Raw genomic sequence first — 26,340 nt, 5'->3', positions numbered from 1 at the left:
TTTTTTCGCTAGGCTGTTTAAGCTATCACTTTTTTAGCTAATTACAAGCAGGTTGAAGCGGTCTCATAGTTGTAGGCTAGTTTGTGTGTGATAAGGTGAAAAGCCACTTTCAAGAACTGATTCACACATGCGATGGATGCCACTTTATAACACTTGTTATAGGGCTGGGTTTTTAATCTGTCGTAATACTCCACAAAATGATTACCTCCAAAACGCCTCATTTTAATCATATTCTGAACCATATTGAATAAGATTTTCCGCAATTCTTTATTACCTCGTTTATTAATTTTATCTTTGTAAAAGAGTGTTCCGGATTCAAAGCGCCGAATATCAATGCCAGCGTACGCGTTGAGCTGCTTATGATTATCAAATCGGTTGATATCACCTATTTCTGCGATGAGCCGGGCCGCTGTAGTCTCACCGATACCAGGAATAGACGTCAGAATCCTGTATTCATTTCGCTCTTCTGAAAGGTTTACCATTTTCTTTATGACGGCTTCTTTTTGATGTACAAGTTCTAGATACCTTTTTGTATAATCCCGCAATTGGTCAAGACGGGGATCGGTTTCTGAAATTGCTGGATAACAGGCATTCGCAGCTTCCATCAAATCACTTGCACGTTCTTCTGCTTTCTTTCCAGACATGTTTTGATCCGTACTTTTTAAAATACGGTTTCGGAGCACCGTTTTGGATTGTGCGAGGACAAAAAAAGGATGTGGATATTGAAGGAGTAACTGGTAGTACAGTTCAGATTTTGTTTTATATAAAGCTTCTAATTCGGGGAAACTCAGCTGAACCATCGCATGAATTCGGTTGCGGAGAATTGATAAATCTTCTCCTAGTTCAGCGTAGTAACGGGAAAGGGCACGCATTTCTTCGAAATAAGAGTCCTGTGATGACTTTATGCGACGCTCGGCTGTAAAGTGTGTGCGTGTGATTTGATGTGCATCGCTTTTATCAGTTTTATGAATACGCATGCCAGCCATTTGAAGCTTGGATTCCAAGGGACTTAGAAGAGTATAGGGAAAACCGTGATCATTCATAAAGCGTTCTAGCTGTGCCGAATACACACCCGTTGCTTCAAATACAATCTCTGGATACGAACCTGCTTCTTTTATCAAGTGTGCAATCATTTCATAAAGCTTATCAAAATCTAGGCGCTGATGACGGATTTCTCCTTCTGACAGACAGGACTTCTGTGAGGCATAAATGACGAAATAACTTTTTCCCATACTAACATCGAACGCAAGTACATGTGGCATAATAGATTCTCCCTCATCATGTAATGTAATAGAAGTCTTCACAATTCCTTATCGTATCCCTTTTCTTATACACGATCTCAACGGATCCAACATACTAAACTGATTTATATAAGGATAGTGAAGGCGATCAGTTTTAATTACGAACTCAAGGTCCCAGGGCATGATCGACCTCTTCTTCACTTCTACTATAAAAAAATAGTAGCACAAGCCATTGTATTGGCCTGTACTACTAAGCTTAGTATGTTTTAATTTTGCCTTAATGCGTTTGGGCTATAGTAGTATGTTATGTAGCTTTCTAATTCCTCAATGAAATGATCCATGCTCAGTATAATCTGATGTTTCGGAAGCAGGTATTGTATTTGACCCGCCAGCTTTGATCAGGGTAAAGGGTGGCGAGTCATCTTCCTATAATCGTTCGAGCGACTGACCCGGCTTGGTTATAGCAAAGTCGGAAGATGGGCATCTTCTCCATACTTCCTGGATGTTACTGTCTTATCATGTTTAGTAGAAGTGAAACATCATTTGTGGAACCCACAGAGATAACGGTTTTTTGAGCGACATTGGCAAATTTCTTTACCTTCTCCGCAAGGTCCGCTCTCGTCACAATCACATCTGCATCATGAATGGCTTCAATAAGGGCATTTTCTCTTGACGATGACACATCGATCGTATGAATGTCTGCAGAGGTCATCCGTTTTATTTCATCCAAATAAAAGATGCACGAGCTTAATTTGCATTCAACAAAGAGATAACGCAAATTTTTTTTAGAAGCCTGACCGAATAGTTTCATGTAGGCAAAGCTGGATAGCAGCACATTTTCAATATTGAAACCCAATTCAGAGGCATCCTTGATTGTTTGTTCTACAAAAGAAAAATAAGGATTTTGGATTTTAAATCTCGCAATGTCTTCCTCGCTGGCAACTTGTGTTCCCCGTCCTTTTTGTATAAGTAGAAGGCCCTCTTCTTTTAGTTGAGTATAGACTCCCTGAATCGTATTTCGGTTAATGGACAGTTGTTCCGCTAATTCATTGGTCGAAGGAAGGGTATCCCCCGGTTTGAGTAAATCTTTTCCGATTAACCATTTGATCTGCTCTCTGATCTGCACGTTGATAGGTAAAGGAGACCGAGAATCAATTTTAAAAAGCGAGCTGGAATATTCCATATTTGTACAACCAACTTTCTGGGTTAACTAACAAGCTAGATATGTTTAGCTTAGTGAACAAATGTTAAAAAATCAAGTTCCCCTCCAGGATATTTCATCCGTTTAATAAAGAGCAGTTGACAACAATCCTGCTAAGACATAGAATTTATGTACAGTTAACTAATTAACTAGTTAACATAAAAATATATAATTTAGGAGTGACATTTATGGTTGGTTTAAAAACGAATTTAAAGATTGTTTGGAATGGAAATACAAAAGGTGCTGGAAAAGTTAAAGCTGCTCATCTTGAAACAAACATCGCGATACCGGAGTCTTTAGGCGGCAGTGGAGAAGGCACAGAACCAAAGGAATTACTTGTCACCTCTGCGGCAGCCTGTTATTCGATGACTCTTGTTGCCATGCTTGAAACAAGAAAATTACCTGTAGCTGGATTGACAATGGATTCAGAAGCAACCAATTCAAAGGAAGAAGGATTTAAAATTATCCATTATCCGCATATTATTCTTTCTGCTAATGCAACAGAAGAGCAGGTCCAATCAGCTAATAGAACAATTTTGGCTGCAGATAAAGGATGTGCTATCGGAAATATGTTAAAAAAAGCAGATGTTCAAATAGATCTTGAGGGAAAAGTATCTGTAGCATCTGGAGAAGAAAATCAGTAAATGCTCGGAAGCCGCAAATTGGATATTGCTAAAAAGATTAAGGTGAAATTGTAAGGCTTACTAACAAAACAGGAATTGAAAACCAAAAATTCAGATTCAATTGGTGCAAGCGAGTAACGGGTGTTTGCCTAATATAGGTCGGACAACTAGTGCTTCAGTACAGTATTGCTTATCTGGTCAGAGCTGAAGAGCTGATTGACAGCAGCAAGTGTATTTAATCGATAAACTCAGAAGTCATTGCATGAAACAGTTAGGAAATTAACAAATAGATCTGGTACTAATGCAGCAGTTAAATCTGCGAGAGGTTGTAAGAACGGGTTTTCATTATAATTTTTAAAATGAAAAGAAGCTATTAGTATTACAAATTATTGTAAAATAGGTCATCGAAATAATAAACTAATTTGAGGTGAAAGCATGTTCGTACAATACAAAACAGTAAGTATTAATGACATTAATATCTTTTATCGAGAAGCCGGTAATACAAGTAATCCTACAATTTTATTGCTTCATGGTTTCCCGTCTTCTTCTCATATGTATCGAAACTTGATAACTAAATTGATGGATGAATATCACATTATCGCGCCAGATTATCCAGGTTTCGGAAATAGTGATCAGCCCGAAATGGATGAATTTGAATATACTTTTGATAGCTTAGCTCAACTATTAAATGATTTTATACAAAAATTAAAATTAGATAAATTTAGTATCTATGTTCACGATTACGGCGCACCAGTAGGATTCAGAATAGCAACGAAACATCCCGAACGAATTCAAGCTATTATCACTCAAAATGGAAATGCCTATGAGGAAGGCTTATTGCCTGCTTGGGATCCTATACGGACTTATTGGGAAAAGCCTACTGAGGAAAATAAAAATAATTTAAACGCTCTTTTATCTGCGGACTTTACAAAATATCAATATACAAATGGTACTCGTAACCCTGAACGGATTAGCCCTGATGCATGGAATATGGATCAATTCGTTTTGGATCGTCCCGACAATAAAGAAATACAACTTGCACTATTTTATGATTATCGAAACAACCTTAAACAGTATCCTAACTGGCAGGAATACTTTAGAACATATCAGCCTCCTACATTAGTAGCATGGGGGAAAAACGATATTTTCTTTGGATCAGAAGGAGCCTTGGCTTACCAAAAAGATCTAAAAGATTGTGAGGTTCATTTATTAAATACGGGACATTTTCCTTTAGAAGAAGAATTAGAAACTAGTGCTAATCTGATAAAACAATTTTTAGGAGAACGTCTAAAGTAATAATTGTAAGATAGAAATCGGGACAGCGAGTTACAGATTGACATGGTAAAAGTTAATATTGTTTGTATCCAAATTACTTAAAGCTGTAAATTCGCGTGGTGCTAATGGAACAGAAGTACTTGGATGATAAAACTCAATTAGCAATTGATTTTAAAATTTCAATACTGGAGGTTTTAAGATGCATGATGTTGTAATCATTGGCGCTGGCCCTGCTGGTTCGAGTGCAGCCTTATTTGCAGCAAAAGCCGGGAAGTAAACGCTAGTCGTTGATAATGATAAAAGTGTAACCAAACGAGCATGGATTGAAAATGATTACGGTGTTAAAGAAATCAACGGTCCCAATTTAGTCAAAGCAGGTAAAGACCAGATTCGCAAATTTGGTGCTGAAATCGTAGAGGCTACAGTAACGAATATTACTAAATCTGAAGATGGTTTTAAAGTTGAAGCTGACCAACAGGAATATGAAGAAAATCATGTTATTGTAGCCACCGGCATGCTAGTTGATATTGCTGAAAAAACAGGATTAGTCACAAAATTGGGGACTGAGCCGAAGTTAAAAACAATTCTTGATGTAACTCCAGAATGAAAAACAAATATTGATGGTATTTGGGCAGCAGGTATGATTGCAGTTATGAGCGTGCTACCCAATGTCTGGAAGAATGGACCATATGAGTATTACAGTTAAGGATTTAGGGACGTCAACTGCCTACGAGTAATTGTCAGAATAGGTGTAAAAATTTATTAAGCACTCGCTAAAATGAAATAAGCATATAAAGCGGCGGATTGTAACTGTTTAATCAGGCAAAACTAATTACCTAAAATTAGGTAGGGTTTTGCTTTTTTCTATTATCGGAGGTATTTAAAGTGAAAATTGAATGTTTGTATATCAAAAATCAAACAGGATTAAACGAATAAGATTTACCCTGTTTGATCTTTTGAGTTGTTATAAAGATGCTCCAAAATTTAATTTTTTTCTTGATCAGCTAACTGCCATACTTCTACAAACATCTGTACATCTGCTGCAAGCTTCAGCACATTTTTTACAATTCTCGTGATGGTTAACGTGTTTTGCGCATTCATTTGCACATGCTTCACAAATGTCGGCACATAGCTTACAAATTTGAGCGGAAAACTGACTGTCACGAGACATAGATGAGGCAGCATAACCACAAATATCAGCACACTCCCGGGTAAGTCGAATACATTCTACAACCATTTTCAGGTCTTCTTCTCTCAAGCATGAATCATAACAATGATTACATTCAGTTAAGCAAGCAAGACATTCCTTGATACATTCTTTAAATTGCTCATTCATTTTCATATTCCTCCTAAAGATTTTATGTTACAATCATATGGTACCCCCGTTATGTATAGGTGAATATTTGATTAGCATAGAAAATTTTAAAGGCAGGTTGGTGATAATTATATGAGCACCTCTGAAGAGACAAAGGCCACACATAGATCGACAAAAGATAAAGACCAGTTAATTACCCGATTAAAACGAATAGAGGGTCAAGTACGCGGTATCCAAAATATGATTGAAAATGACCGATATTGTGTGGATATTCTTACACAAATCTCTGCTATCAATGCAGCCATGAATAAAGTAGGGCTTCATTTATTAGAAAAGCATACACAGCATTGTGTGTCTGATGCCATAAAAGATGGAGATGCAGATGAAGCTATTAGAGAATTAATGGAGGTCTTTGAACGTTTTTCAAAGTCTTAAATAGTATAAAGCCAGTCATGTTAGTGCTGGCGTTTCACTTCAAACTTTTGCATACCCAACGAGGGTATGGTTAATTTGATTAACAAGCCAATATTTTAAGTAGTTTATTTTCTATTGAGATGTGGTATGCAAGTGAGAGGCTTGGCAATGCTTTCTGATGAAACATGTCGTAGCAAAAAAAGAAAGTGGACACTATTCAAAAAACTTGCAAGTCACTTTCATTAAAAGAATGAGCAGAATAGAAAGTCAAATTAAAGGCATAAAAAAATGAGAACAGGGAAAGCTTACTATGATGATAATTCACACCAAATCTCAGCAGTTCAAGCAGCATTAGATTCTGTGTCCCGAGTTTTTTTAGAGAGTCACATCAACACTTGCGTAATTAAACAGTTGAGGCAAACAGACGATCCAAACATTGTAAAAGAGTGTTAACCACTATTTCTAAAATAACAAAATAAATTATATTTCTATTTGCTACCCTACTGGGGTATGGTAAGATAAAGATGTGGAAATTAGATGAATATTTAAGGAGGAGTTTTTTATGCAACAAGTGACACTTAATGTACAAGGAATGTCTTGTGGACATTGTGTAAAATCAATTGAAGAAAATGTAAGTAAAATAAGCGGTGTTGACTCTGTTAAAGTTCATCTTGATGAAAAAAAAGTGGACGTTACATTTGATTCAAATACAACCACTTTGAAAGAAATTACAGATGTGATTGAAGACCAGGGGTACGATGTAGATCAGCCCGCTTAAGAGTAAGTTGATCATTCATCAAAAATAAAACGGATCGTGACGTTCTCGACATGATTTGTTTTATTTTTCGAAAAAATATACCCCTACGGAGTATATAGGGATAGGAGTGTAAAATATGAGCCAGAAGGAAACAACCCTGCAAATAGCAGGAATGACTTGTGCCGCTTGTGCAACGAGAATTGAAAAAGGGTTGAAAAAGGTGGAGGGTGTAGAAGAAGCAAACGTGAATTTTGCTCTTGAGAAAACAAACATTAAATACGACCCAGATAAAACAGACATAACGAAATTTAAGGAGAAAGTTCAATCTTTAGGATATTCCATTGTAACGGATAAAGTAGAATTTGATATTGCCGGAATGACTTGTGCTGCTTGTGGCAATAAAATTGAAAAAAGGCTAAACAAATTAGATGGCGTTGATAAAGCAGCCGTTAACTTCGCTTTAGAATCGGTTCTTGTCGAATATAACCCCGATCAAGTCTCGATTGCTGATATGAAAGAGGCAATCAAAAAGTTAGGCTATACTCTTGAACAAAAACAAGAAAAAGTAGGGGAACAAGTAGATCACCGACAGAAAGAAATCGAGCGGCAAACAGGTAAATTTATTTTCTCAGCCGTTTTGTCTTTTCCTTTATTATGGGCAATGGTCAGCCATTTTGAATTTACGTCTTTCATTTGGTTACCTGATATGTTTATGAATCCTTGGGTACAATTTGCCCTCGCAACACCTGTTCAATTTATTGTGGGAAGACAGTTTTACGTAGGTGCTTTTAAAGCATTAAGAAACAAAAGTGCAAATATGGATGTACTTGTGGCATTGGGCACATCGGCCGCCTATTTCTACAGCTTGTATTTAAGTATTGTATCCATTGGATCAAATGCCCATACAGTTGAACTTTACTATGAAACAAGTGCTGTCCTTATCACGTTAATTATTTTGGGCAAATTGTTCGAGGCGAGGGCAAAAGGCCGGTCCTCTGAGGCGATCAAGAAACTCATGGGATTACAGGCAAAAAATGCGACAGTCGTTCGTGATGGCCAGGAAATGATTATTCCAATTGAAGACGTTCTACAAGGCGATATTGTTTTTGTGAAACCGGGTGAAAAAGTACCAGTTGATGGAGAAATCGCGGAAGGCCGGTCTGCGCTTGATGAATCCATGCTGACCGGGGAAAGCATTCCAGTTGATAAAACGGTTGGAGACCATGTGATTGGATCAACCATTAATAAAAATGGTTTCTTGAAAATCAAAGCGACTAAAGTGGGGAAAGATACCGCTTTAGCCCAGATCATTAAAGTAGTCGAGGAAGCGCAAGGTTCTAAAGCGCCGATCCAGCGTCTGGCTGATGTGATTTCCGGCATTTTCGTGCCGATTGTCGTAGGCATAGCGATTGTAACCTTCCTTGTGTGGTATTTCGCTGTAAGCCCTGGAGAGTTTGCGGAAGCTCTTGAAAAATTCATTGCCGTATTGGTTATTGCCTGCCCTTGTGCACTTGGCTTGGCGACACCAACTTCTATTATGGCGGGTTCAGGCCGTGCAGCTGAATTTGGGATTTTATTTAAGGGTGGAGAACATCTTGAAACAACGCACCGTTTAGATACGATCATCCTGGATAAAACAGGTACGGTTACAAAGGGAAAGCCATCTTTAACGGATGTTATCCTGGCAGAAGGTGTTGAGGAAAACGAATTTCTTGCCCTTGTTGGCACGGCGGAGAAAAACTCAGAGCATCCCCTTGCCGAAGCGATTGTTGAAGGCATTAAGGAAAAAGGCATTGAGCTGGGATCATCCGATACGTTCGAAGCTATTCCTGGTTTTGGTATCGAGTCGACGATAAAAGGCCGACAATTACTCATTGGTACCCGCAGATTGATGGCGAAGTATAACATCAATGTGCAGGATGAATTAACAAAAATGGAGAACCTGGAGAAGCAAGGGAAAACAGCTATGTTAGCAGCTATTGATGGGCGCTATGCTGGTATTGTCGCCGTTGCGGATACCATTAAGGAAACCTCAAAAGAGGCCATTGCCCGTCTTCAGAACATGGGTTTAGAGGTAGTGATGATCACAGGAGACAACACCCAGACAGCCCAGGCAATTGCAAAGCAGGTTGGAATTAAGCAGGTCATCGCAGAAGTTTTGCCGGAAGGAAAAGCGGAAGAAGTGAAAAAACTTCAGCTGGCCGGCAAAAAAGTAGCCATGGTTGGCGATGGGATCAACGACGCTCCTGCCTTGGCTGTGGCTGATATCGGGATGGCGATTGGCACAGGTACCGACGTAGCCATGGAAGCTGCAGACATTACCCTCATCCGTGGTGAATTAACGAGCATTGCAGATGCGATTTTCATGAGCAAGAAGACGATCGCGAATATTAAGCAAAATCTTTTCTGGGCACTTGCGTATAACGCCCTCGGTGTCCCAATTGCGGCGGCAGGCTTCCTAGCCCCATGGCTGGCCGGTGCAGCGATGGCGTTCAGCTCTGTATCTGTTGTTCTCAATGCCCTAAGACTGCAGCGGATTAAGTTGAAGGGTTAAATAGGGTAGAAAGGGGAAGTACCTATGAAAAAAAGCATTATGGTTTGGGCTGCTTCAGCTGTTTTGTATCTCGGAGTTGTTATCGCAGGATACAGCGTATATGCAAGTATGAATCCAAAAGCGGATGAGCACACCGATCATACAGCAGCGACGGTTCAAGAAGAGGAAGCTGTGGATAATCAAAGCAACCATGACAGTCACGGCAGTCATGGTGCAGCCGCTCCTAGCGAGATTACACGCACAGTGTCCTATGTGAATGGAGAAATCATAATTGAGTTAAAAGACAAAAATAATCATGCTCCTGAACTAGAAGTTTCCCATGAAAAAAATATGCATTTAATAGTGGTCAGTTCGGACCTGCAAGAGTATCATCATTTACATCCTGAAAAAAAGAGCGCAGGAGTTTATCAAACGAAGGTGAATTTAGCTGATAATTCTTATAAAGTATTTGTGGACATCAAACCAAAAGGCTTGAATTATTCAGTTGAGCCGATTGAACTGCATGTTGGTAATATTCCACATGAACATGGCGGAAACGATCTTGTGGCAGATATGGAATTTACAAAGACAATTAATGGCCAAACAGTTGAATTAACCACTCGTTCATTTGAGGTCAATAAGGAGATTACTCTTAATTTTAATGTGAAAGACGCAAAGCCTGACCGGTATTTAGGCGCTTTAGGCCATGTTGTTATCTTAGATGAAGGTGGAGAAAAATATATTCATGTTCACCCGGTAGCGGATGATAAAACTGTATTTGGCACGCAGTTTGCTAAGCCAGGTATTTATAAGCTTTGGGCTGAATTCAAATTTGGAGGACAGGTCAATGTCTATCCATTCGTTATAGAAGTTAAAAAATAATAAAGGGATTTTTTATGACAAACGTTCAACTTGAGCTATATACAAGACCTAACTGCTCAGATTGCCAGACAAAGAAAGAGTTTCTTTTCGAAAATAACGTATCTTATATTGAATAATGATTTAACGAAACAACTTTCTAAAGAAGAGGACATAATCAAATTAATTGATATGAGAATAGTTCCGACGTTTGTATTTAAAAACGTGAGAGCCAAAGAAAAAGGAGCGGACCATATTGAAGCTTTTAAAAGTGATTTGGTGGTCTTTAGTATTTATCGTTACACTGACAGGTGCCTTATATCAAAAAAGAAAAAAACAGTCGAAAGTTAGCCATTAATAGCGAGGAACAAATGGTGTTTAACTTAAATATAAATTGTTGTTAGGGTTTATGAACAAACCAAAAATCCTGATTGGATTTGAATAAAATATTAATAAAATAAGAAAGGTGTTAAATAGAGATATTATATATCCTGCTACTGAATTGATCAGCAGGTTATATCCAACTATTTTGATACCATCCCCTAGTATTGTATTATTAATCAATAGAAAATAGAAAGGAGTTCATTTAATTGTCCAAATATACAATTGTTGATAAAGAAACTTGTATTGCGTGTGGAGCTTGTGGGGCGGCGGCTCCTGATATATACGATTATGATGATGAAGGAATTGCGTTTGTTGTATTAGACGATAACCAAGGGGTGACTGAAGTTCCTGAAATCTTATATGAAGATATGATGGATGCGTTTGAAGGATGTCCTACAGATTCTATTAAGGTTGCAGGCAGCCCGTTCGACGGTGACTCTCTAAAATACGAGTAAACAGACCTTTTGGTTAAAGAACATTTATTAATTTAGATTAGAAGGAAATAGGTAAGGCGCTTGTAATTACAGGAGCAGAACCTGAAAGGCAATTTTGCGGATCTAGAAAACCTTTAGATGGGGAATCAATATGGAAAAACTAAATGAGCTAACTACGCTAAAGATGGTGGAAGAGTTTCTTGAAAATAATGAGTTTAGCTTCTTGTATATATCCAGACCGGAGTGTAGTACGTGTCACGCTATATTATATAAGCTGAGGGAACTGCTGGGTCATTACCCACTTATCCACCTGGGGCATATTGATGCCAATAAGGTAGAAGAAGTAGCAGAAAAATTTTTGATTTTTACAGTTCCTATTATGCTTTTGATGATAGATCAAAAGGAATATATACGAGAGGATCGGTTTGTTCGTTTTGATCGATTAAAGAAAAAGCTAGATCAGATTTACGACATGTATACCCGGTAAACACTTTATATTAAAAAAACGATGAATTCAGATGGGTATTACGAAAGTTAAATTGAACAAAATATTGTAACAAATCCACAAAGAGTAAGGGTTAAAAGTTACAACCTTAAAACAACAGCTTCTACACCTTAAGGCTATTGTTTCGCAACTAGAAAACGCAGAAGTTATTATATGAAACAATTATGGAATTAACGAATGGGATTGGTACTGATGCTGCTATTAAATCTGTGACAGGTTCTGATAACGAATTCTCATTAAGATTTGTTAATAGTAAAAGAAGCTATTTATATTACAAAATATTGTAAAATAGGTCCTCAAAATAATAAACTAATTTGAGGTGAAAGCATGTTCGTACAATACAAAACAGTAAGTATTAATGGTATTAATATTTTTTATCGAGAAGCCGGCAATACAAGTAATCCTACCATTTTATTGCTTCATGGTTTCCCGTCTTCTTCTCATATGTATCGAAATTTGATCAATAAACTCATGGGTGAATATCATGTTATTGCACCAGATTATCCAGGCTTCGGAAATAGCGATCAGCCTGTAATGACTGAATTCGAATATACTTTTGATAACCTGGCTCTTCTTATAAACAAATTTGTAGAAAAACTGCAGCTAGAGAAATTTAGTCTCTATATTCAAGATTACGGCGCTCCAGTAGGATTGAGATTAGCGGCCAAGCATCCTGAACGAATCCAAACTATTATTACTCAAAATGGAAATGCGTATGAAGAAGGGTTATTGTCTGCTTGGGATCCTGTACGTGCTTATTGGGAGAATTCTACCGAGGAAAATAAGAATAATTTATACGCTCTCCTGTCAGCAGATACCACAAAGTATTTATATACACACGGGACTCGCCACCCTGATCGAATTAGTCCTGATGCATGGAATATGGATCAATTTGTTTTGGAACGTACGGACAACAAAGAAATACAAATTTCATTACTTTATGATTATCGAAATAACCTCATAAAATATCCAAGCTGGCAGGAATACTTTAGAATCCATCAGCCTCCGACATTAGTAGCATGGGGGAAAAATGACCCTTTTTTTGGACCAGAAGGAGCTCTCGCTTACCAAAAAGATTTAAAAGATTGTGAAGTTCATTTATTAAATACAGGACACTTTGCTTTAGAGGAGGACTTAGACGTTATTACGAATTTAATAAAACAATTTTTAGGAGAACGTTTAAGGTAGTAAATCACTGTAGTCAGTTATATAGCTTTTTTTATCGGAGATGTGGAACAAAAGAGTTGAGACGACTAGCTACTGTCCGGCTGGTTTTTTCAACTTTAAGCGTTGAAGAATTAAATTAAATATAAAGGGGATCTTATATGAAATGGGTGCTTCGTATTATTCAAGGATTTTTTTCCATTGCTTTTATTCTTGCTGGTGTTAAGAAGGTAACTGGTAATGAACAACAAGTTCAGGTGTTTACAGAAGCGTTTAGTTATTCAGTAGAATTTATGTACATTGTCGGCGTATCTGAAATTCTAGGAGCGATTGGATTGTTAATTGGGTTTTGGAAATCACAATTCACTTTACTGGCTTCTGGAGGGTCAGTGCTACTTATGGCAGGTGCCGTGTTTTCACATTTAAATGCTGGTCAAAGTATTGGAGTTACAATACCTTCAATAATTCTCTTGATTTTAGGGATAGTCGTTTTTATTGGCGGGCGAACAAAAACACTAAAAAAAGAACAAAGTTATCAAGGATAATAATAAGACAACATGGAATGATGGATTAAATTGTAGATAGAGCATAGATTTTTTATTTGAGTTGGAGTCTTAAAGATCCTAGTGATTCTATAATATGAATACAAGTTACTTGTCTAAAATGGCTTTATTCTTGAATCATTAACAAAAGAGTGTATTAAAATATTAATTTCTCTCTTAATACTCCAATGAAACTCGATTATTATTATTTTATCAAGCCCTAGGATTCATGAAATCCTGAAATGGATAACTTGAATCCTAGGGCTTAGGCGGAGTATCAAAAAGACTAAGTGAGGCTGTGAATCCAAAGTTTAATGTAGGAAGTAAAGCCATTGATTTTGATCTCATAGAGGGAATGCTCCTTCAGAATCAACTGTCCGATACAAAGGCATCCCCCCTATACTTTGACTTTGATTATGTCTCACCTACTCATCAAGAGCCGTATGCCGGCTTAAGGTGTCGTCTTACTCGCTCATCTAGTTTTGATCTATATTAATGTACCCAACGCATAATAGTCGCATGAGCAATAGATAAACCCCGTATGGTACTGAAGTGAAGACGTACCGTATTCAAGATAAGGGAAGCCTTTGATTTAGGTTGAGAGGTTCACGAGACCAAGAAGCATTTGTGCAACAATAGCCTTTTCATTCATTAATGAGAAAATTCCCTTTATAAAGACCTTGGAAACGCGACTTCCAAGCCTTTTTGATTTCGCTTTTTATTTTAACTTCTGCCACTATAATGTGTGGAACATGTAAAGTGTGCTTAAAAAATCTCTATTACATAATACTTGGATAGAGTTGGATACGTTGCATAATCGTAAACATAACTAAATGCATAGCACAAATAAAAAATGTTGTTCATTTCTTTTGTTATTATAACAACGTACATGACTGTGAAAGCAATAAGAGGATATGTAACCAACACCACAGCTGTTTTTATATGCATTATACTTTAGAGGTTGACATACCCACAGGGGGTATTATAAATTAAGGCTAACATAATCGTTCAAACGGTTGATGTTGTATTTTAAGGGGGCGGGGATAGTTGGAAGACTTTACAGTGCTTTCTAAGGAAACATGTTGCAGCACCCAGAAAAAAGAACAGGGAAACTATTCCAATGACTTGCAAAATAAGGTCATTAAAAGAATGAACAGGATAGAGGGACAAGTCAAAGGAATAAAAAATATGATGATGAAAAAAGCTTATTGTGATGATATTTTGCACCAAATCTCAGCAGCTCAGGCAGCATTAGACTCTGTTTCTCGGGTTTTGTTAGAGAGTCACATTAACATGTGCGTGATTGAACGGCTGAAACAAGATGATCCGGCCGTTGTGAAAGAATTTTTAACCACCATTTCTAAAATAACAAAATAAGTTCTTATGTTTATTAAATACCCTACAGTGGTAGGGCAATAAAAGAAGCTAAGGAAATCACTTAAGGAGGAGTCATTTATGCAAAAAATAACACTTAAAGTACAAGGAATGTCTTGCGGACATTGCATCAGCTCAATTGAAGGAAATGTGGGCAAACTAAGTGGTATTGAATCCGTCAAGGTCTATCTTGATAAAGGAAGAGTAGATGTTTCATTTGATTCAACTGTGGTGAGCTTGAAAGAAATTAAAGATGTTATTGAAGATCAGGGATACGATGTAGAGGAACAAGTAAGCTAAGATTAAAGTTGTCCATAAAAAGAAACAAGATCATCTAAGGATAACGAAAATAATGTTCTTCAACTAAAAGTAAGTCGTGAGAAAATTATGAATCTTATTAAATTAAGTGCAGACCTAAAAAACTATTTTCATTTACATCCAACAGACAAAAGGAATTGGATTTTTGAGTAAGAGGTCGAGCTTAAAGATAATATCTATAAAGTTTTTGCTGATAGTACGCTAAAGAACTTACGCTATCACATCAAGCCGGTACAAGAATTGTTCCAATATTTGTTTTTAAAGAGCAATCTTTGATAAGGATGATGAGAAAACCGAAAATCCTCATTGGGTTTGAACAAAATATAAATGAAATAAGGAAGATATTAAATATAGGCAGCTGGCGTTTTTAAAATTTGCTACAGTATATTACTGAGTAGGTTTAGGCTTAATCACTAATAATACCCTACCAGTGTATAGTAACTGAAAATTCTTTAAATAGTTGGTTTTTTCTAAACCAATGAAAAAAGGGCTAGGAGCGAATAATAAATGGATCAAAAAGAGAAAATAGTAAAACTGGCCGTTAACGGTGGAATATCATTCGGTGCAAAACTAAATGCCAAACAATTGACTGTGATTGCTGAGCACATGAATGAGGGTGACGAATTGGAGTTAACCACTTTCCAACAGCTTTATATTGAGGTTCCTGAAAGTAAAGTGGAAGCAGTAAAAGAAACATTTAAGGAAGCGGGGCTGTCCTGCTATCCGGTAGGGAACTTCGTAAAGAGCTTGAGAACCTGCAATTTTTGCAAAGGGGAAAAAGAGGAAGGAATGCCTGTGGCAAAAGAGTTAAATCACCGCATAGCAGGAAAAGCCGTCCCATTTACCTTAAAGGCTGCTTATACAGGTTGCCCTGTAGGCTGCGGTGAACCAATGTTAAGCGACCTGGGGATTATGAAAATTAAAGATCATTACAGTTTATATGTTGGTGGAAAAGCAAAAGGGAAAGATGCTGAGGTGGGTTCCCTGCTGGCAGAAAATCTGACACCAGAAGAATTATACAAGACAGTAGAAAAGGTTATTGAGGTCTATTCACAAATGGGTAAAAAACGGGAGACATTCTATAAATTTTTGAAACGGATAGGCAGAGACCAACTAATAAGTTAGTCTAGGTTTCTGTATGTTATCGTGGCAGTGAAATAATTAAGTTAAAGGAAGTGATCGTGATGAAAACTAAACGCACGACCCTATTTCTTCTTGCCTTGACCCTAACCGTATTTTTAGCAGCCTGTTCCAAAGAAGATAAGGAAAATCAACATGCTGATATGAACCACAATGACAGCCATGAAGGGATGCATGATATGAATCATTCAAGTTCTGGTGAACTGCCAAAGGGATTAAAAGAAGCAGTAAATCCAAAGTTTGAGGTAGGAAGTAAAGCGATGATTCACTCTGATCACATGGAAGGAATGGAAGGTGCTGAAGCAACGATTGTCGGTGCATTCGACACTACAGTTTATACAGTTTCATATACACCGGTAACTGGCGGAGAAAAAGTAACAAACCACAAATGGGTTATCCATGAAGAGATTAAAGATGCCAGCGACCAACCATATGAACCTGGAGATGAAGTGGTTTTAGAAGCAGACCACATGAACGGCATGGAGGGGGCAAAGGCAATAATTGGCTCAGCTCAACAAACTACAGTTTATATGGTTGATTACTCATCAACGACTGACGGAGAAAAAGTGACAAATCATAAATGGGTCACAGAAAGTGAACTCTCAGCTGATTAAGAGTACAAGAAAGCATTAGGGAATTATGTGCACTATTTGAATGCATGCTGTTGCCAAGGGCAGAAAATCGTGTCTTTTATACCATACATAGGTATCCTATACTTAAAAAATCGATGAAATTTGAAGATTAAAGGAGATTGAACTATGTCAACAAATCCACAAACGCTTGCACAGCCTGATCCAAAGCGCTGGAAAGCACTTGCTTTATTGTGCACTGCGTTTTTCTTGACTATCATGGATACAACGATCATGCAGGTTGCCCTGCCAGCCATCAAAGAAGGGCTCGGCTATACGCAGGTGAGTTTGCAATGGGTGATGAACGCCTATATTATTTTCTTCGGAGGACTTCTGCTATTGGGAGGAAAGTTGAGCGATTTGTTCGGCCAACGGCGCATATTCATGTGGGGATTTTCAATCCTGACCCTGGCTTCTTTACTCGCAGGATTGGCTTGGAATGATTCGGTGCTAAACGTCGCACGTGCACTCCAGGGTGCCGGTTCCGCCTTAATTACACCGGCTGCAATGTCCAGTGTAATGAAACTGTTTGCCGCAAACCCGAAGGAAATGAATAAAGCGCTTGCTTTCTGGGGCCTTTCCGGTGCGGCGGGTGGATTGGCCGGTGTATTCCTTGGAGGCATCATTACGGAGTGGCTGGGCTGGCGGTGGACGTTTCTGATCTACGTTCCCATCGGTATTCTCGCTTTGGTCTTGTCCCTAGGGCTCCTACAGAAAGGTATACGTAGAAATGGCCGCATCGATTATACTGGCGCTATCTCCGTTACGGCTGCTATAGTCCTGTTCGTTTACGGCATTGTAACCGCAGAACACAATGGATGGAGTTCACCCTCTGCTGTATGGACATTGACTATGGGGGCCTTGTTATTCATCATATTTATTTTTATTCAGGCCAAGAAGAAGGAGCCACTCGTGCCACTTCGCATTTTTAAGATTCCTAACTTGGCCGCGGGCAATATTGCGCTTATCATGCTAAATGGAATGTGGATTCCATTCAATTATTTCATTATGTTGTACTTACAGCAGGTATTGAAATTTTCTCCCTTCGAAGCCGGAGCGGCCTTAATTCCGGCGCCGATACTAATAGCGATTACTATGATTTTTATAGCTGGAAAATTGGTTGAAAAATTCGGTTTAAAAGCCGTTCTATTTGTTGGATTTCTCGCACTTGGAGGTTCCATGCTCTTGTTTTCCTTCGACACACCAGTAGATGGAAATTATTTGGCTAACGTTCTACTGGCTTTACTATTGGCTTCTCTCGGTAGGGGACTAGCCTATATCCCAGCTCAAACGGCCGCTATATCAGGTGCCAAGCCGGAAGAGTCAGGGTTGGTATCTGGCATATACAATACTACTTCCCAGATCGGTGCGGCGATTAGCCTAGCCATCATGGTGGTAATTGCTGCAGCGACAACGGCCTCCAGTACCGCAGGAGACTCGGTCGTCGCTCTGAACGAGGGCTTTCAACAAGCATTCTTCTGGTCCGGCATGGTAGCTTTTGCAGGAGCTGTATTGGCGCTTATATTTGTTCGCTCACCGGAAGGAGAAACAAAATCAAAGGGGTCTACAACGTCGTAATCACTATTCTCGTCTATTTTCATAGGATAGGTGAATACTGTAGTTTACAGGAAAAGCAGATAAAATAAGCAGGTGTAAATCTTAATCTTGTGTAATAAAAATATAAGAGACTCATGATAAACTGGCTGATTATCATGAGTCTCTTTCTGGTTTAGCCAATTTTTGGACAACAGTAGATGGTTACTATTAAGTAAAAGGTTTGTTAAGGATATCGTTAATTCTTTATTAAATCAACAAGGCTAAAGGATTGCCCTCTTAAAATAAGTAGGCTTCTCCGTCATCTGGTACTAAAACAGCAGAGGCAATGCCCTTTTCCTCAATGAAGTTTTTTAGTTCTTCTCTAGATAATGCCCAATGGTTGACAGCTTCCATATGGACAGAAATAATTTGCGCGTCGGGGGGCAGCTTTATGCACTTCGTAGATATCAGCCGCGTTACTCAATATATGTTCTAATCGTTAAACAAAAGAAGTAGAGAAGCACAGGATATTTGGGATTCCATCTCTTATTTGTTTACCTTATGAAAAGGAATTTTCTTTTAATGCTACATGGTTTAATTGGTAAATCGGTTTTACTTGTAGAAGATGATACAAAAATCCGTAACCTTGTGAAAATTTATTTAGTTAAAGCAGGATATGAAGCAATAGAAGCGATTAATGGACTTGAATCAAAAGAAAAAATTGAGGATCTACAGACTTAATATTCATTTAAAGGGAAGTTCAAGGCGGAATAAACTGTATACATTTAAAGCTCTAGATGTTGTCTTAAACCCATTAATCCTATAACATAGATAAGAATAAAGTGAATGGTTGAAATGAAAGAAGGGTGTAAAAATGTTAAGAGCGTTTTTAGAAGACACTTCCAAAAAAAATGAAATTAAAAAATCATTATATAAATTAGTTCATAAACAAGGTCCGATCTCAAAAAAAGAGTTATTAACAAAATTCCAAGTACCTAAAACAACAATAACCCGAATGATTTATGAGCTCGAACAGTTGGGTCTTATTCAAGTATCGGGTTATGGAGAAGCAAATGGAGGACGCCCTCCTGTTCTTTATGATATTGTTCCTCATGCAGGGTATTTAATTGGCATTGAAATAGCCCGGACGCATATGAATATCAATTTATTTAACATGAGGATCAAAATGATTATGCAGAGGAATTATTCTTTAACGAAAGAATACACTCCCGAAAAGACCATGAAGCTTATCGAGGAAACCATTCAGGATTTTCAAGAAAAACAAAAGTTATCCAAAGACGATTTAATTGGAATTGGGATTGGAGCAGTTGGCCCACTAGACCGTAAAAAGGGTATTATTTTGAATCCTGAAGCATTTCTGGGGAATGGGTGGACGAACGTTCCTGTTAACGAAATCCTATCACGTACTTTTTCGGGCAAGATCACGTTAAATAATGGAGCAGATATGGCTGCGCTGGCAGAATACTATTTTCAGATGTTAGATGAAGACAATATCTTATACTGTATGAATGGTTATGCAATTCGCTGCGGTTATATAAGTGAAGGCCGCTTTTTAAATAACAAAGAAGGAGATTCCAACTCTTACGGCCATATGATTATTCAGCCAGGCGGCAGAAAATGTGCGTGCGGAAACCAAGGCTGCTTGACGGCTTATGCATCACTAAATGCTATTTTTGAAAAACTAGAAGGAGAACGCTTCTCGAACAAATCGCAATCTGAGCTTACTGAAGTTATTTTAAAAGGGTTGAGAGAGCAGGACTCTGCTATACAAGATATTGTAATGGAGGCCGCTTATTATTATGGGATTGGCATTGCAAATATGATCAATATTTTACATCCAGCAGAAGTAGTACTCCACGGGAAGTTAATTTATCAGTCTGATGATTACTATCATAAAGTTATACAAACGGCTAAGCAGTATACATACTCCCGAAAAGATCATGTGGTGATTAGAAAAGGAGCACTGGGAGAAAATGCGGCCTCTATTGGGGCGGCAGTGCAAGTATTTTATGAATGGTTTGACGATCAATCCTTTTAATTTTAAGCATAAGCTTAATTTTAAAAGAGCTCCGTTAACGGACAATATTGATTTCCTTTTTAAACTAACCCAACTGATAGCCTACCAATATTTTTCTATAAATGTTTTAAAAATTAGTTGAGATTCCAAAAGAGAAATGTTGAAGAACCTTCATATTATAAATGGAATGTTATGTACTTTTTGTATGGATTTTACATTAACTCTTGATACATAAAGGTTTCAGTGGATTTAAACTGGTTTAAATCCACTGAATTAGCTTATGCCATTATAGGCAAGTGATGGCTGAACCTTCAATACAAATTGGTAAATTTGTTGAATAAGAAACAAAAAAAGGCCGAAGCTTTTCTAGCCTTTTATTTTTAGGGAAAATAAACATAAAATTTGGCGGGCTCTACAAAAGTTAATACCAAAATGGGAAAAAGTCCATCTACTTTGTCCCGTTTTGGAACAAAGTGTGGTATGCTAAGAAAGAAGAAATTATCCAGTAAAAATCTCCTTGATGCTTTGTTTTTTGTTAATTGTAGAATTAACATTTTATTTAAATATAAGAGTTATACAAAGGATGTCAGTATGAATGCTCCTGCTATTTAACAACTCAAAAGCAGATAGAAGCGAAAAAGGTCTTATTTTAGCTTAATAAGCTACATAAATCCAAAGGCAAGAGATTATAAAATTCAAAAAAGGAGAGGGCGTAATGAAAAAGGAGTGGAAACTTCTGTTGGATATCTTTATTACCTTTTTCAAAATTGCTCCTGTTACATTCGGAGGGGGCTATGCCATGATTCCGGTGATAGAGAGAGAAATCGTAACGAAAAAACAGTGGCTTGAAGAAAAGGATGTAACCGATGTATTTGCCCTTGCCGGCTCTGTACCAGGTGCTGTTGCGATTAATTCAGCAACGTTTACTGGCTATAGGGTGGCGGGAGTGAGAGGAGCTTTTGCAGCAACGATTGGTGTGATGATTCCTACCTTTTTAATTGTGCTGTTACTGGGCATTTTCTATATTGCTTTTAAAGATAATCCCAAAGTAGATGCAGCCTTTGAAGGCATTAGGCCGGCGGTTGTGGCGATGATTACCTTTGCGGCGTACAAAATTAAAGGATCGGCTCTTATTGATAAAACAACGACTATAGCTTTTATTCTTTCTGTTTGCCTGCTGCTTTTTTTACAGGTTCATCCAATGCTTCTGATTATCGGATCTGCCTTTTTGGGGATCATTTTAGTAAATATAAGAGCAAAGTTAGGGAAGGAAACTTCGATAGATGCCAGAGAGAACAAGCTGGATTATTTTATGGGAGCTAATATATAACAAAGGGGAGGGCTTGAGATGACACTATGGTTATTGTTTAAAACATTTTTTTTAACAGGGCTTCTTTCATTTGGAGGCGGCTATGCAATCATTCCAGTAATTGAAGCGGAAGTAGTGAAGTATGGATGGATGTCAACGCGCCAATTCACAGATATTATTGCAGTAGCCAGTATGTCGCCAGGACCCATTGCGACAAACAGTGCTATTGTAGTAGGCTATGAGACATCTGGCATTGCAGGAGCGGTTATTTCAGCCATAGCAATGGTACTTCCGTCTCTAGCGATTATCTTAATCGTAGCTGCCTTTTTCTCAAAAGTAAATGACAACCGGACTGTTAAGTCTGCTTTTTACATGCTTCGCCCTATTGTTGTAGGGTTAATCGCATATGCGGCGATTAAATTTGCTCTATCAAGCCACATGATCGGCTCTCTTTCTATCCACTCAATTAGCCTGATTATTATCTTCTTTATTTCTCTTGTTGCACTGGGAAAATTAAAGGCCCATCCTGCTTCCATTATCTTTTTTGCCGGCCTAGCTGGCATTGCACTTTATTCATAAAAAGTATATAACGAAGCGAACAGTTATTAATATTAAGGATATTGTGTCTTGTCATCTTTTCCTTCTATATTTCCAATTGAAAATATAGAAGGAAAAGGTTTTTATTTTGGCAATTCTTACAAAAGAGAATATGTATCTAAATTTGTATAAGAATTAGCTAAAGCAGACTAAAGATAAAGGGTTTTAACATAATTAACTATATGTATAATTCAAAAATAAAATTCAAACACAATACTTGTAGTAAACTGGTGAAAGAAACAATTACAGAGCTGCCTTTTTTGATCAACTCCAGTGTATTTTAATCTATATGTTTATTTAAGTTCCTTTCTCTTTGGTATCCTTCTTCAAGGATCTCCGCAGCAATATCCTGCATACTTTTACCTGCCTGTTCACCTTTCTTGCGAAGCCAATCCTTAATGAAGCAATTAAAGGGACTTTGTTATCCAGTCCTTCTATGACGGCAAAATGGGAATATTATTTTAGAAAGATCGGGGAAGGCTCTGGTTCATCCGGAACATTTATCCAGAACATTAAAAAATTCGTGCAGAATTTGATTGAAACAATACCCGAAAAAATGGATGGGTCGACGATTCAAAAGGCTGTACAACAGCAACAAGCGCAATCCAGTTGCGTATGTCCAGTTTGTAAAAAAGGGCGCATGGTAGACCGGAAAACGCTTATTGGCTGCTCGGAATATTCAAATGGATGTACGTTTTCCATTGGAAAAACCATTGCTTCCAAGAAATTGACGGAGAAAAACATTAAAGACTTGCTAGAAAAAGGGATAACTCCTGTCATAAAAGGCTTTAAATCATCTAAAGCAAAGAAATTAAGACAAAGAAAAACCCGTTAAAAAAGAACCGGCCGCGGCAATGGTTTTTGAGAATTCCGTAGAAAAATGTAATGCTGTGAAGCTACTACTCAGCTTTTCTTTATCTTTAATGACTTTGTGAAAACTTGTACTTAAGCTAGCGGGGGCATTGTTTCATCTTGGATTAATGCCTCCGTTTGTTTAAGTGTATTCCTTCACAATGTCGCATGTTTATGGATGTACTACTTGTTAATAACAATGGATAATTTGTAGCTCATCAAATTGCTCAAACCTGTTAAGAATTCATCTAATATTTCATTGTATGGGAATTTGCATTCGAGAAGATAACAACTTTCTCCACTGATTTTATAGTTGTTTATGACGTATTGATCTTGTTCTTTTATAAACGACAGATAAGGTTGATGATTCGTGCTTTTCGTATAAATATGTATAATTGCGTGAACAAGATACCCCATTTTTACTTGATTCACTTTAATGGTGTACCCCTCAATAATTCCATTGTCCTCTAATTTCGCCAATCTAGCTGAAGTAGCTGGTCCAGTCAAATGGACTTTTTCACCCAATTCTTTCATTGTAATCCGACTGTTCTTAGTTAGTTCCTTCAAGATATGCATATCTGTGTTATCTAACATTTATTTAACTCCTTTCATAAATAAAGTCAAACCGCCAAAAGACTTTACTTAATTTATGTATCCGTCATGTGTCCATAGTTTAGACTATACATTGTTCAGAAGAAATTTCAAAAGATAAAGGAGTTAATAAATATGAATATACATCAAATTCGTAATGCAACAATTGTCGTTGAATATGCGGGAAAGAAGTTTTTAATCGATCCAATGTTATCAGAAAAAGGGACTTACCCGCCTTTCCCTAATTCATTAAGACAGGATCAAAAAAATCCTTTAGTGAGCCTGCCCACATCCATTGAAGAAATCATTAACGTGGATGCAGTTATTGTTACTCACCTGCACCTAGACCACTTTGATGATGCAGCCAAAGAAGCACTGCCAAAAGAGATCAAAATGTTTGTTCAAAATGAAGAAGATGCTGGAGAAGTGAAAAAAGCCGGCTTCCAAAATGTCGAGGTACTGCAGGAAGATACTGCCTTTGAAGGAATCCAGTTAATCAAAACAAAAGGCGAGCATGGAAGAGGAGAAATCTTGAAGCTCGCTGGCCTTGTGTGCGGTGTTGTTTTCAAGCATCAAGACGAAAAAACGTTGTATGTAGCTGGAGATACCGTATGGTACGAAGCGATCCAGGAAGCGCTCGATGCCCATAAGCCGGAAATCATCGTAGTAAATGGCGGAGACAATCAATTCCTAGAAGGCGGTTCTCTCGTAATGGGGAAAGATGATATCTATGAAGTGCATAAAGCTGCCCCTCACGCCAAAATCATTTCTGTTCATATGGAAGCTGTAAACCACTGGACATTATCCAGACAAGAATTAAAAAGCTTCACTGAGGAAAAAGGATTCTCTGCGAGCCTTTTAGTGCCAGAAGACGGCGAATCTTACACATTTTAAACTGAAAGACGTCCAGACACTGTCGTCTTCTTTTTATTTCGTCTGATTTTTAAGCATTCATTTGCTCTTCCGAAATATAAGAAGCTCATGATTATCAATGATATAATCACGAGCTTCTTATTTATTTAATTATTGGTCAACAGCTGACCAAACTGCTGATAAAACGGTGACCTTCTAAAGGAGGATGGACAAAAGACAGTTTAAAAAGCTGAAATTTATTTTGTTAGGAAGTGCAGTTTATGATAAGGGAAACAGAAGACACCAGAGGGGCAAAACAGCAGCCTTCCTGGCTGCAAGGTTATATTGATTCATCAGAAAAACAAAAACAACTTTATAAGAAAACATTAAGAGTGGTAATCCTTGCACAAATCTTCGGAGGAGCAGGACTTGCTGCCGGTATAACGGTAGGCGCCCTTCTCGCACAAGATATGCTGGGGACAGAGAGTGCAGCAGGGATTCCCGTTGCCTTACTTACGTTAGGATCTGCAGGGGCTGCCCTGCTTGTAGGCAGGCTTTCACAGCGTTTTGGGCGCGGAACAGGACTTGCAGCCGGTTTTCTTGCTGGCGGACTGGGTGCGATCGGCGTTATCGTCGCTGCCTTACTCAACAGCATTATGCTTTTATTCGCTTCCCTGCTTATTTATGGGGCTGGCACCGCCGCAAATCTGCAGGCACGATATGCCGGTACAGATCTGGCGACAACTAAACAGCGGGCAACAGCTGTGAGCATGGCCATGGTTTCGACTACTTTTGGTGCAGTAGCGGGCCCTAACCTGGTCGGTGTAATGGGGGAATTTGCAGGTTCTATCGGGATTCCAGCTTTGGCTGGTCCCTTCATCTTGGCGGCTGCTGCTTTTATCCTTGCCGGACTGGTTCTCTTACTTTTTCTTCGGCCAGATCCTCTAGTTGTATCTACAGCCATAGCAAATGCCCAGGAGAAAGATGGGACAGTGCAGGAATCACATAAGGAAAGTGCTGTAATAAACAAAAGAGGAATTGTCGTAGGCGCTGCTGTTATGGTTTTGACTCAATTTGTTATGACAGCCATTATGACCATGACACCCGTTCATATGGGACACCATGGGCATAGTTTAAGCGAGGTTGGGCTGGTCATCGGTTTTCATATAGGTGCCATGTATCTGCCTTCTCCTTTGACAGGCTTGCTGGTAGATAAAGTGGGTCGCACGGCAATGGCTGTTGCTTCGGGTGCTACACTTCTAGCCTCCGGTATACTGGCAGCTTTTGCGCCGGGAGACTCAATGGCACTGCTTATCTGCGCGCTGATACTCCTTGGTGTTGGCTGGAACTTTGGCTTAATAAGCGGCACAGCTCTTATTATAGATGCAGCACACCCATCTGTTCGGGCAAAAACACAGGGATCGGTTGATGTCCTGCTTGCATTATCGGGTGCCTCAGGTGGTGTGTTATCAGGCGTGGTAGCCGCTCATTATAGCTACGCGGCACTATCTCTTTCTGGAGCAATTCTGTCACTATTGCTTATTCCTGTAGTTGTTTGGTCTCGTAAGACTCCGAGCAAAGATTTGATATAAATTTTTTCTACTTGCAATAGCTTCTGATTAGTTAGACTATCAATACAGAGTTTTATCGAGCAAGATACGATTATATCCTAATAAATAAAGGCAGCTTTCGGTAAGACGTTGAAAGCTGCCTTTATCATATTTCTTCGTCCCGTGTTCAATTAGGGGAAATCCTATTTGAACAATTTTAACTGCAGTAAAATCCAAGGTACCAATTATAAGTGAAGATGCAGGCGATATTGGAAAGTAATTTTAGGATTGGATTGATGCTAAGGTAA

General features: G+C 38.3%; 27 protein-coding genes and 2 pseudogenes. 24 read left to right on the top strand and 5 right to left on the bottom strand.

The window, feature by feature from the left end:
• Positions 1-41 precede the first annotated feature (41 nt).
• Together RG959_RS09900 and RG959_RS09895 are read right to left on the bottom strand one after the other, a co-directional pair.
• Positions 42-1,262, bottom strand: coding sequence for an IS110 family RNA-guided transposase (locus tag RG959_RS09900; RefSeq protein ID WP_342796961.1), 1,221 nt, complete (start codon positions 1,260-1,262; stop codon positions 42-44).
• Between the two features lie 484 nt (positions 1,263-1,746).
• Positions 1,747-2,424 carry a GntR family transcriptional regulator gene (locus tag RG959_RS09895; protein WP_342796960.1) on the bottom strand — a complete coding sequence of 226 codons (678 nt, stop codon included), beginning with the start codon at positions 2,422-2,424 and terminating at the stop codon, positions 1,747-1,749.
• A 206-nt stretch (positions 2,425-2,630) separates the two neighbouring features.
• Between RG959_RS09895 and RG959_RS09890 the strand changes: the two genes are divergently transcribed.
• The 3 genes and pseudogenes from RG959_RS09890 to RG959_RS09880 form a co-directional block, all read left to right on the top strand.
• On the top strand, positions 2,631-3,086 hold the full coding sequence (locus RG959_RS09890) for an OsmC family protein (RefSeq protein ID WP_342796959.1): 456 nt from the start codon (positions 2,631-2,633) through the stop codon (positions 3,084-3,086).
• Positions 3,087-3,500: 414 nt separating this feature from the next.
• Entirely contained in the window at positions 3,501-4,361 is an 861-nt protein-coding gene (locus RG959_RS09885) for an alpha/beta fold hydrolase (protein WP_342796958.1), read from the top strand.
• 178 nt (positions 4,362-4,539) lie between these two features.
• Positions 4,540-4,944 (top strand): annotated as a pseudogene (locus tag RG959_RS09880) (NAD(P)/FAD-dependent oxidoreductase); the annotation flags it as partial.
• Between the two features lie 396 nt (positions 4,945-5,340).
• Here the strand turns inward: RG959_RS09880 and RG959_RS25590 are convergent.
• Entirely contained in the window at positions 5,341-5,676 is a 336-nt protein-coding gene (locus RG959_RS25590) for a four-helix bundle copper-binding protein (protein ID WP_483298873.1), read from the bottom strand.
• A 111-nt stretch (positions 5,677-5,787) separates the two neighbouring features.
• Here RG959_RS25590 and RG959_RS09870 point away from each other — a divergent pair, with 111 nt between their 5' ends.
• The 14 genes from RG959_RS09870 to RG959_RS09805 all read left to right on the top strand — a co-directional run bounded on the left by RG959_RS09870 (position 5,788) and on the right by RG959_RS09805 (position 18,285).
• Positions 5,788-6,090 carry a metal-sensing transcriptional repressor gene (locus RG959_RS09870; RefSeq protein WP_342796957.1) on the top strand — a complete coding sequence of 101 codons (303 nt, stop codon included), beginning with the start codon at positions 5,788-5,790 and terminating at the stop codon, positions 6,088-6,090.
• A gap of 267 nt (positions 6,091-6,357) precedes the next feature.
• Positions 6,358-6,522: a metal-sensing transcriptional repressor gene (locus RG959_RS09865; protein WP_342796956.1), complete on the top strand. Its 165-nt coding sequence runs from the start codon at positions 6,358-6,360 to the stop codon at positions 6,520-6,522.
• 109 nt (positions 6,523-6,631) lie between these two features.
• Positions 6,632-6,847: a copper chaperone CopZ gene (copZ, locus tag RG959_RS09860; RefSeq protein ID WP_342796955.1), complete on the top strand. Its 216-nt coding sequence runs from the start codon at positions 6,632-6,634 to the stop codon at positions 6,845-6,847.
• A gap of 115 nt (positions 6,848-6,962) precedes the next feature.
• Positions 6,963-9,380: a heavy metal translocating P-type ATPase gene (locus tag RG959_RS09855; protein ID WP_342796954.1), complete on the top strand. Its 2,418-nt coding sequence runs from the start codon at positions 6,963-6,965 to the stop codon at positions 9,378-9,380.
• A gap of 24 nt (positions 9,381-9,404) precedes the next feature.
• A complete protein-coding gene (locus tag RG959_RS09850; RefSeq protein WP_342796953.1) occupies positions 9,405-10,241 on the top strand; it encodes a hypothetical protein in 837 nt (278 codons plus the stop codon).
• A 566-nt stretch (positions 10,242-10,807) separates the two neighbouring features.
• Positions 10,808-11,056: a ferredoxin gene (locus RG959_RS09845; protein WP_242236276.1), complete on the top strand. Its 249-nt coding sequence runs from the start codon at positions 10,808-10,810 to the stop codon at positions 11,054-11,056.
• A 130-nt stretch (positions 11,057-11,186) separates the two neighbouring features.
• Positions 11,187-11,522 (top strand): thioredoxin family protein, encoded by a 336-nt coding sequence (locus RG959_RS09840; RefSeq protein ID WP_342796952.1) that lies wholly within the window; start codon positions 11,187-11,189, stop codon positions 11,520-11,522.
• Between the two features lie 345 nt (positions 11,523-11,867).
• Positions 11,868-12,728, top strand: a complete 861-nt coding sequence (locus tag RG959_RS09835) for an alpha/beta fold hydrolase (RefSeq protein ID WP_342796951.1) — start codon at positions 11,868-11,870, stop codon at positions 12,726-12,728.
• Between the two features lie 137 nt (positions 12,729-12,865).
• Positions 12,866-13,249, top strand: a complete 384-nt coding sequence (locus RG959_RS09830; protein ID WP_342796950.1) for a DoxX family protein — start codon at positions 12,866-12,868, stop codon at positions 13,247-13,249.
• 1,044 nt (positions 13,250-14,293) lie between these two features.
• Positions 14,294-14,623, top strand: a complete 330-nt coding sequence (locus RG959_RS09825) for a metal-sensitive transcriptional regulator (RefSeq protein ID WP_342796949.1) — start codon at positions 14,294-14,296, stop codon at positions 14,621-14,623.
• A 78-nt stretch (positions 14,624-14,701) separates the two neighbouring features.
• The gene (gene copZ, locus RG959_RS09820; protein WP_342796948.1) at positions 14,702-14,920 is read left to right on the top strand and encodes a copper chaperone CopZ; all 219 of its coding nucleotides are present in this window, start codon (positions 14,702-14,704) and stop codon (positions 14,918-14,920) included.
• A 525-nt stretch (positions 14,921-15,445) separates the two neighbouring features.
• Positions 15,446-16,063, top strand: a complete 618-nt coding sequence (locus RG959_RS09815; RefSeq protein ID WP_342796947.1) for a nitrite reductase — start codon at positions 15,446-15,448, stop codon at positions 16,061-16,063.
• A 59-nt stretch (positions 16,064-16,122) separates the two neighbouring features.
• Entirely contained in the window at positions 16,123-16,692 is a 570-nt protein-coding gene (locus tag RG959_RS09810; RefSeq protein ID WP_342796946.1) for a YdhK family protein, read from the top strand.
• A 144-nt stretch (positions 16,693-16,836) separates the two neighbouring features.
• A complete protein-coding gene (locus RG959_RS09805) occupies positions 16,837-18,285 on the top strand; it encodes an MFS transporter (protein ID WP_342796945.1) in 1,449 nt (482 codons plus the stop codon).
• A 255-nt stretch (positions 18,286-18,540) separates the two neighbouring features.
• On the opposite strand, the pseudogene RG959_RS09800 reads toward RG959_RS09805, so the two are convergent.
• Positions 18,541-18,715: pseudogene (locus RG959_RS09800) on the bottom strand (MBL fold metallo-hydrolase); the annotation flags it as partial.
• A gap of 110 nt (positions 18,716-18,825) precedes the next feature.
• Between RG959_RS09800 and RG959_RS09795 the strand changes: the two are divergent.
• The 5 genes from RG959_RS09795 (at position 18,826) to RG959_RS09775 (ending at position 23,022) form a co-directional block, all read left to right on the top strand.
• Positions 18,826-18,984 (top strand): response regulator, encoded by a 159-nt coding sequence (locus tag RG959_RS09795; RefSeq protein WP_342796944.1) that lies wholly within the window; start codon positions 18,826-18,828, stop codon positions 18,982-18,984.
• A 133-nt stretch (positions 18,985-19,117) separates the two neighbouring features.
• Positions 19,118-20,302 (top strand): ROK family protein, encoded by a 1,185-nt coding sequence (locus tag RG959_RS09790; RefSeq protein WP_342796943.1) that lies wholly within the window; start codon positions 19,118-19,120, stop codon positions 20,300-20,302.
• Between the two features lie 694 nt (positions 20,303-20,996).
• Entirely contained in the window at positions 20,997-21,611 is a 615-nt protein-coding gene (locus RG959_RS09785) for a chromate transporter (protein ID WP_342796942.1), read from the top strand.
• Between the two features lie 18 nt (positions 21,612-21,629).
• A complete protein-coding gene (locus tag RG959_RS09780; RefSeq protein ID WP_342796941.1) occupies positions 21,630-22,169 on the top strand; it encodes a chromate transporter in 540 nt (179 codons plus the stop codon).
• Positions 22,170-22,623: 454 nt separating this feature from the next.
• Positions 22,624-23,022, top strand: coding sequence for a topoisomerase C-terminal repeat-containing protein (locus tag RG959_RS09775; protein ID WP_342796940.1), 399 nt, complete (start codon positions 22,624-22,626; stop codon positions 23,020-23,022).
• Positions 23,023-23,222: 200 nt separating this feature from the next.
• Here RG959_RS09775 and RG959_RS09770 read toward each other — a convergent pair whose 3' ends face one another.
• Complete coding sequence (locus tag RG959_RS09770) at positions 23,223-23,633, bottom strand: Lrp/AsnC family transcriptional regulator (protein WP_342796939.1); 411 nt, start codon at positions 23,631-23,633, stop codon at positions 23,223-23,225.
• Positions 23,634-23,765: 132 nt separating this feature from the next.
• Between RG959_RS09770 and RG959_RS09765 the strand changes: the two genes are divergently transcribed.
• A complete protein-coding gene (locus RG959_RS09765; RefSeq protein WP_342796938.1) occupies positions 23,766-24,524 on the top strand; it encodes an MBL fold metallo-hydrolase in 759 nt (252 codons plus the stop codon).
• 239 nt (positions 24,525-24,763) lie between these two features.
• The gene (locus RG959_RS09760; protein ID WP_342796937.1) at positions 24,764-26,074 is read left to right on the top strand and encodes an MFS transporter; all 1,311 of its coding nucleotides are present in this window, start codon (positions 24,764-24,766) and stop codon (positions 26,072-26,074) included.
• Positions 26,075-26,340: the final 266 nt, after the last annotated feature.

Source organism: Domibacillus sp. 8LH, from assembly GCF_038806185.1.
In the GTDB taxonomy this organism is placed as follows: Bacteria; Bacillota; Bacilli; order Bacillales; family Domibacillaceae; genus Domibacillus; species Domibacillus indicus_A.
The sequence above is the reverse complement of the archived record's forward strand: the minus strand, read 5'-3'. Positions and strand labels throughout refer to the sequence as shown.

What these genes read in the sequence shown, in the direction of transcription:
- copZ (WP_342796955.1), top strand. Translation starts at nt 6,632, where the DNA reads ATGCAACAAGTGACACTTAATGTACAAGGAATGTCTTGTGGACATTGT.
- RG959_RS09830 (WP_342796950.1), top strand. Translation starts at nt 12,866, where the DNA reads ATGAAATGGGTGCTTCGTATTATTCAAGGATTTTTTTCCATTGCTTTT.
- RG959_RS09885 (WP_342796958.1), top strand. Translation starts at nt 3,501, where the DNA reads ATGTTCGTACAATACAAAACAGTAAGTATTAATGACATTAATATCTTT.
- copZ (WP_342796948.1), top strand. Translation starts at nt 14,702, where the DNA reads ATGCAAAAAATAACACTTAAAGTACAAGGAATGTCTTGCGGACATTGC.
- RG959_RS09780 (WP_342796941.1), top strand. Translation starts at nt 21,630, where the DNA reads ATGACACTATGGTTATTGTTTAAAACATTTTTTTTAACAGGGCTTCTT.
- RG959_RS09900 (WP_342796961.1), bottom strand. Translation starts at nt 1,262, where the DNA reads ATGCCACATGTACTTGCGTTCGATGTTAGTATGGGAAAAAGTTATTTC.
- RG959_RS09870 (WP_342796957.1), top strand. Translation starts at nt 5,788, where the DNA reads ATGAGCACCTCTGAAGAGACAAAGGCCACACATAGATCGACAAAAGAT.
- RG959_RS09850 (WP_342796953.1), top strand. Translation starts at nt 9,405, where the DNA reads ATGAAAAAAAGCATTATGGTTTGGGCTGCTTCAGCTGTTTTGTATCTC.
- RG959_RS09795 (WP_342796944.1), top strand. Translation starts at nt 18,826, where the DNA reads ATGCTACATGGTTTAATTGGTAAATCGGTTTTACTTGTAGAAGATGAT.
- RG959_RS09835 (WP_342796951.1), top strand. Translation starts at nt 11,868, where the DNA reads ATGTTCGTACAATACAAAACAGTAAGTATTAATGGTATTAATATTTTT.
- RG959_RS25590 (WP_483298873.1), bottom strand. Translation starts at nt 5,676, where the DNA reads ATGAATGAGCAATTTAAAGAATGTATCAAGGAATGTCTTGCTTGCTTA.
- RG959_RS09775 (WP_342796940.1), top strand. Translation starts at nt 22,624, where the DNA reads ATGACGGCAAAATGGGAATATTATTTTAGAAAGATCGGGGAAGGCTCT.
- RG959_RS09865 (WP_342796956.1), top strand. Translation starts at nt 6,358, where the DNA reads ATGAGAACAGGGAAAGCTTACTATGATGATAATTCACACCAAATCTCA.
- RG959_RS09790 (WP_342796943.1), top strand. Translation starts at nt 19,118, where the DNA reads ATGTTAAGAGCGTTTTTAGAAGACACTTCCAAAAAAAATGAAATTAAA.
- RG959_RS09760 (WP_342796937.1), top strand. Translation starts at nt 24,764, where the DNA reads ATGATAAGGGAAACAGAAGACACCAGAGGGGCAAAACAGCAGCCTTCC.
- RG959_RS09805 (WP_342796945.1), top strand. Translation starts at nt 16,837, where the DNA reads ATGTCAACAAATCCACAAACGCTTGCACAGCCTGATCCAAAGCGCTGG.
- RG959_RS09810 (WP_342796946.1), top strand. Translation starts at nt 16,123, where the DNA reads ATGAAAACTAAACGCACGACCCTATTTCTTCTTGCCTTGACCCTAACC.
- RG959_RS09765 (WP_342796938.1), top strand. Translation starts at nt 23,766, where the DNA reads ATGAATATACATCAAATTCGTAATGCAACAATTGTCGTTGAATATGCG.
- RG959_RS09840 (WP_342796952.1), top strand. Translation starts at nt 11,187, where the DNA reads ATGGAAAAACTAAATGAGCTAACTACGCTAAAGATGGTGGAAGAGTTT.
- RG959_RS09855 (WP_342796954.1), top strand. Translation starts at nt 6,963, where the DNA reads ATGAGCCAGAAGGAAACAACCCTGCAAATAGCAGGAATGACTTGTGCC.
- RG959_RS09895 (WP_342796960.1), bottom strand. Translation starts at nt 2,424, where the DNA reads ATGGAATATTCCAGCTCGCTTTTTAAAATTGATTCTCGGTCTCCTTTA.
- RG959_RS09770 (WP_342796939.1), bottom strand. Translation starts at nt 23,633, where the DNA reads ATGTTAGATAACACAGATATGCATATCTTGAAGGAACTAACTAAGAAC.
- RG959_RS09785 (WP_342796942.1), top strand. Translation starts at nt 20,997, where the DNA reads ATGAAAAAGGAGTGGAAACTTCTGTTGGATATCTTTATTACCTTTTTC.
- RG959_RS09815 (WP_342796947.1), top strand. Translation starts at nt 15,446, where the DNA reads ATGGATCAAAAAGAGAAAATAGTAAAACTGGCCGTTAACGGTGGAATA.
- RG959_RS09890 (WP_342796959.1), top strand. Translation starts at nt 2,631, where the DNA reads ATGGTTGGTTTAAAAACGAATTTAAAGATTGTTTGGAATGGAAATACA.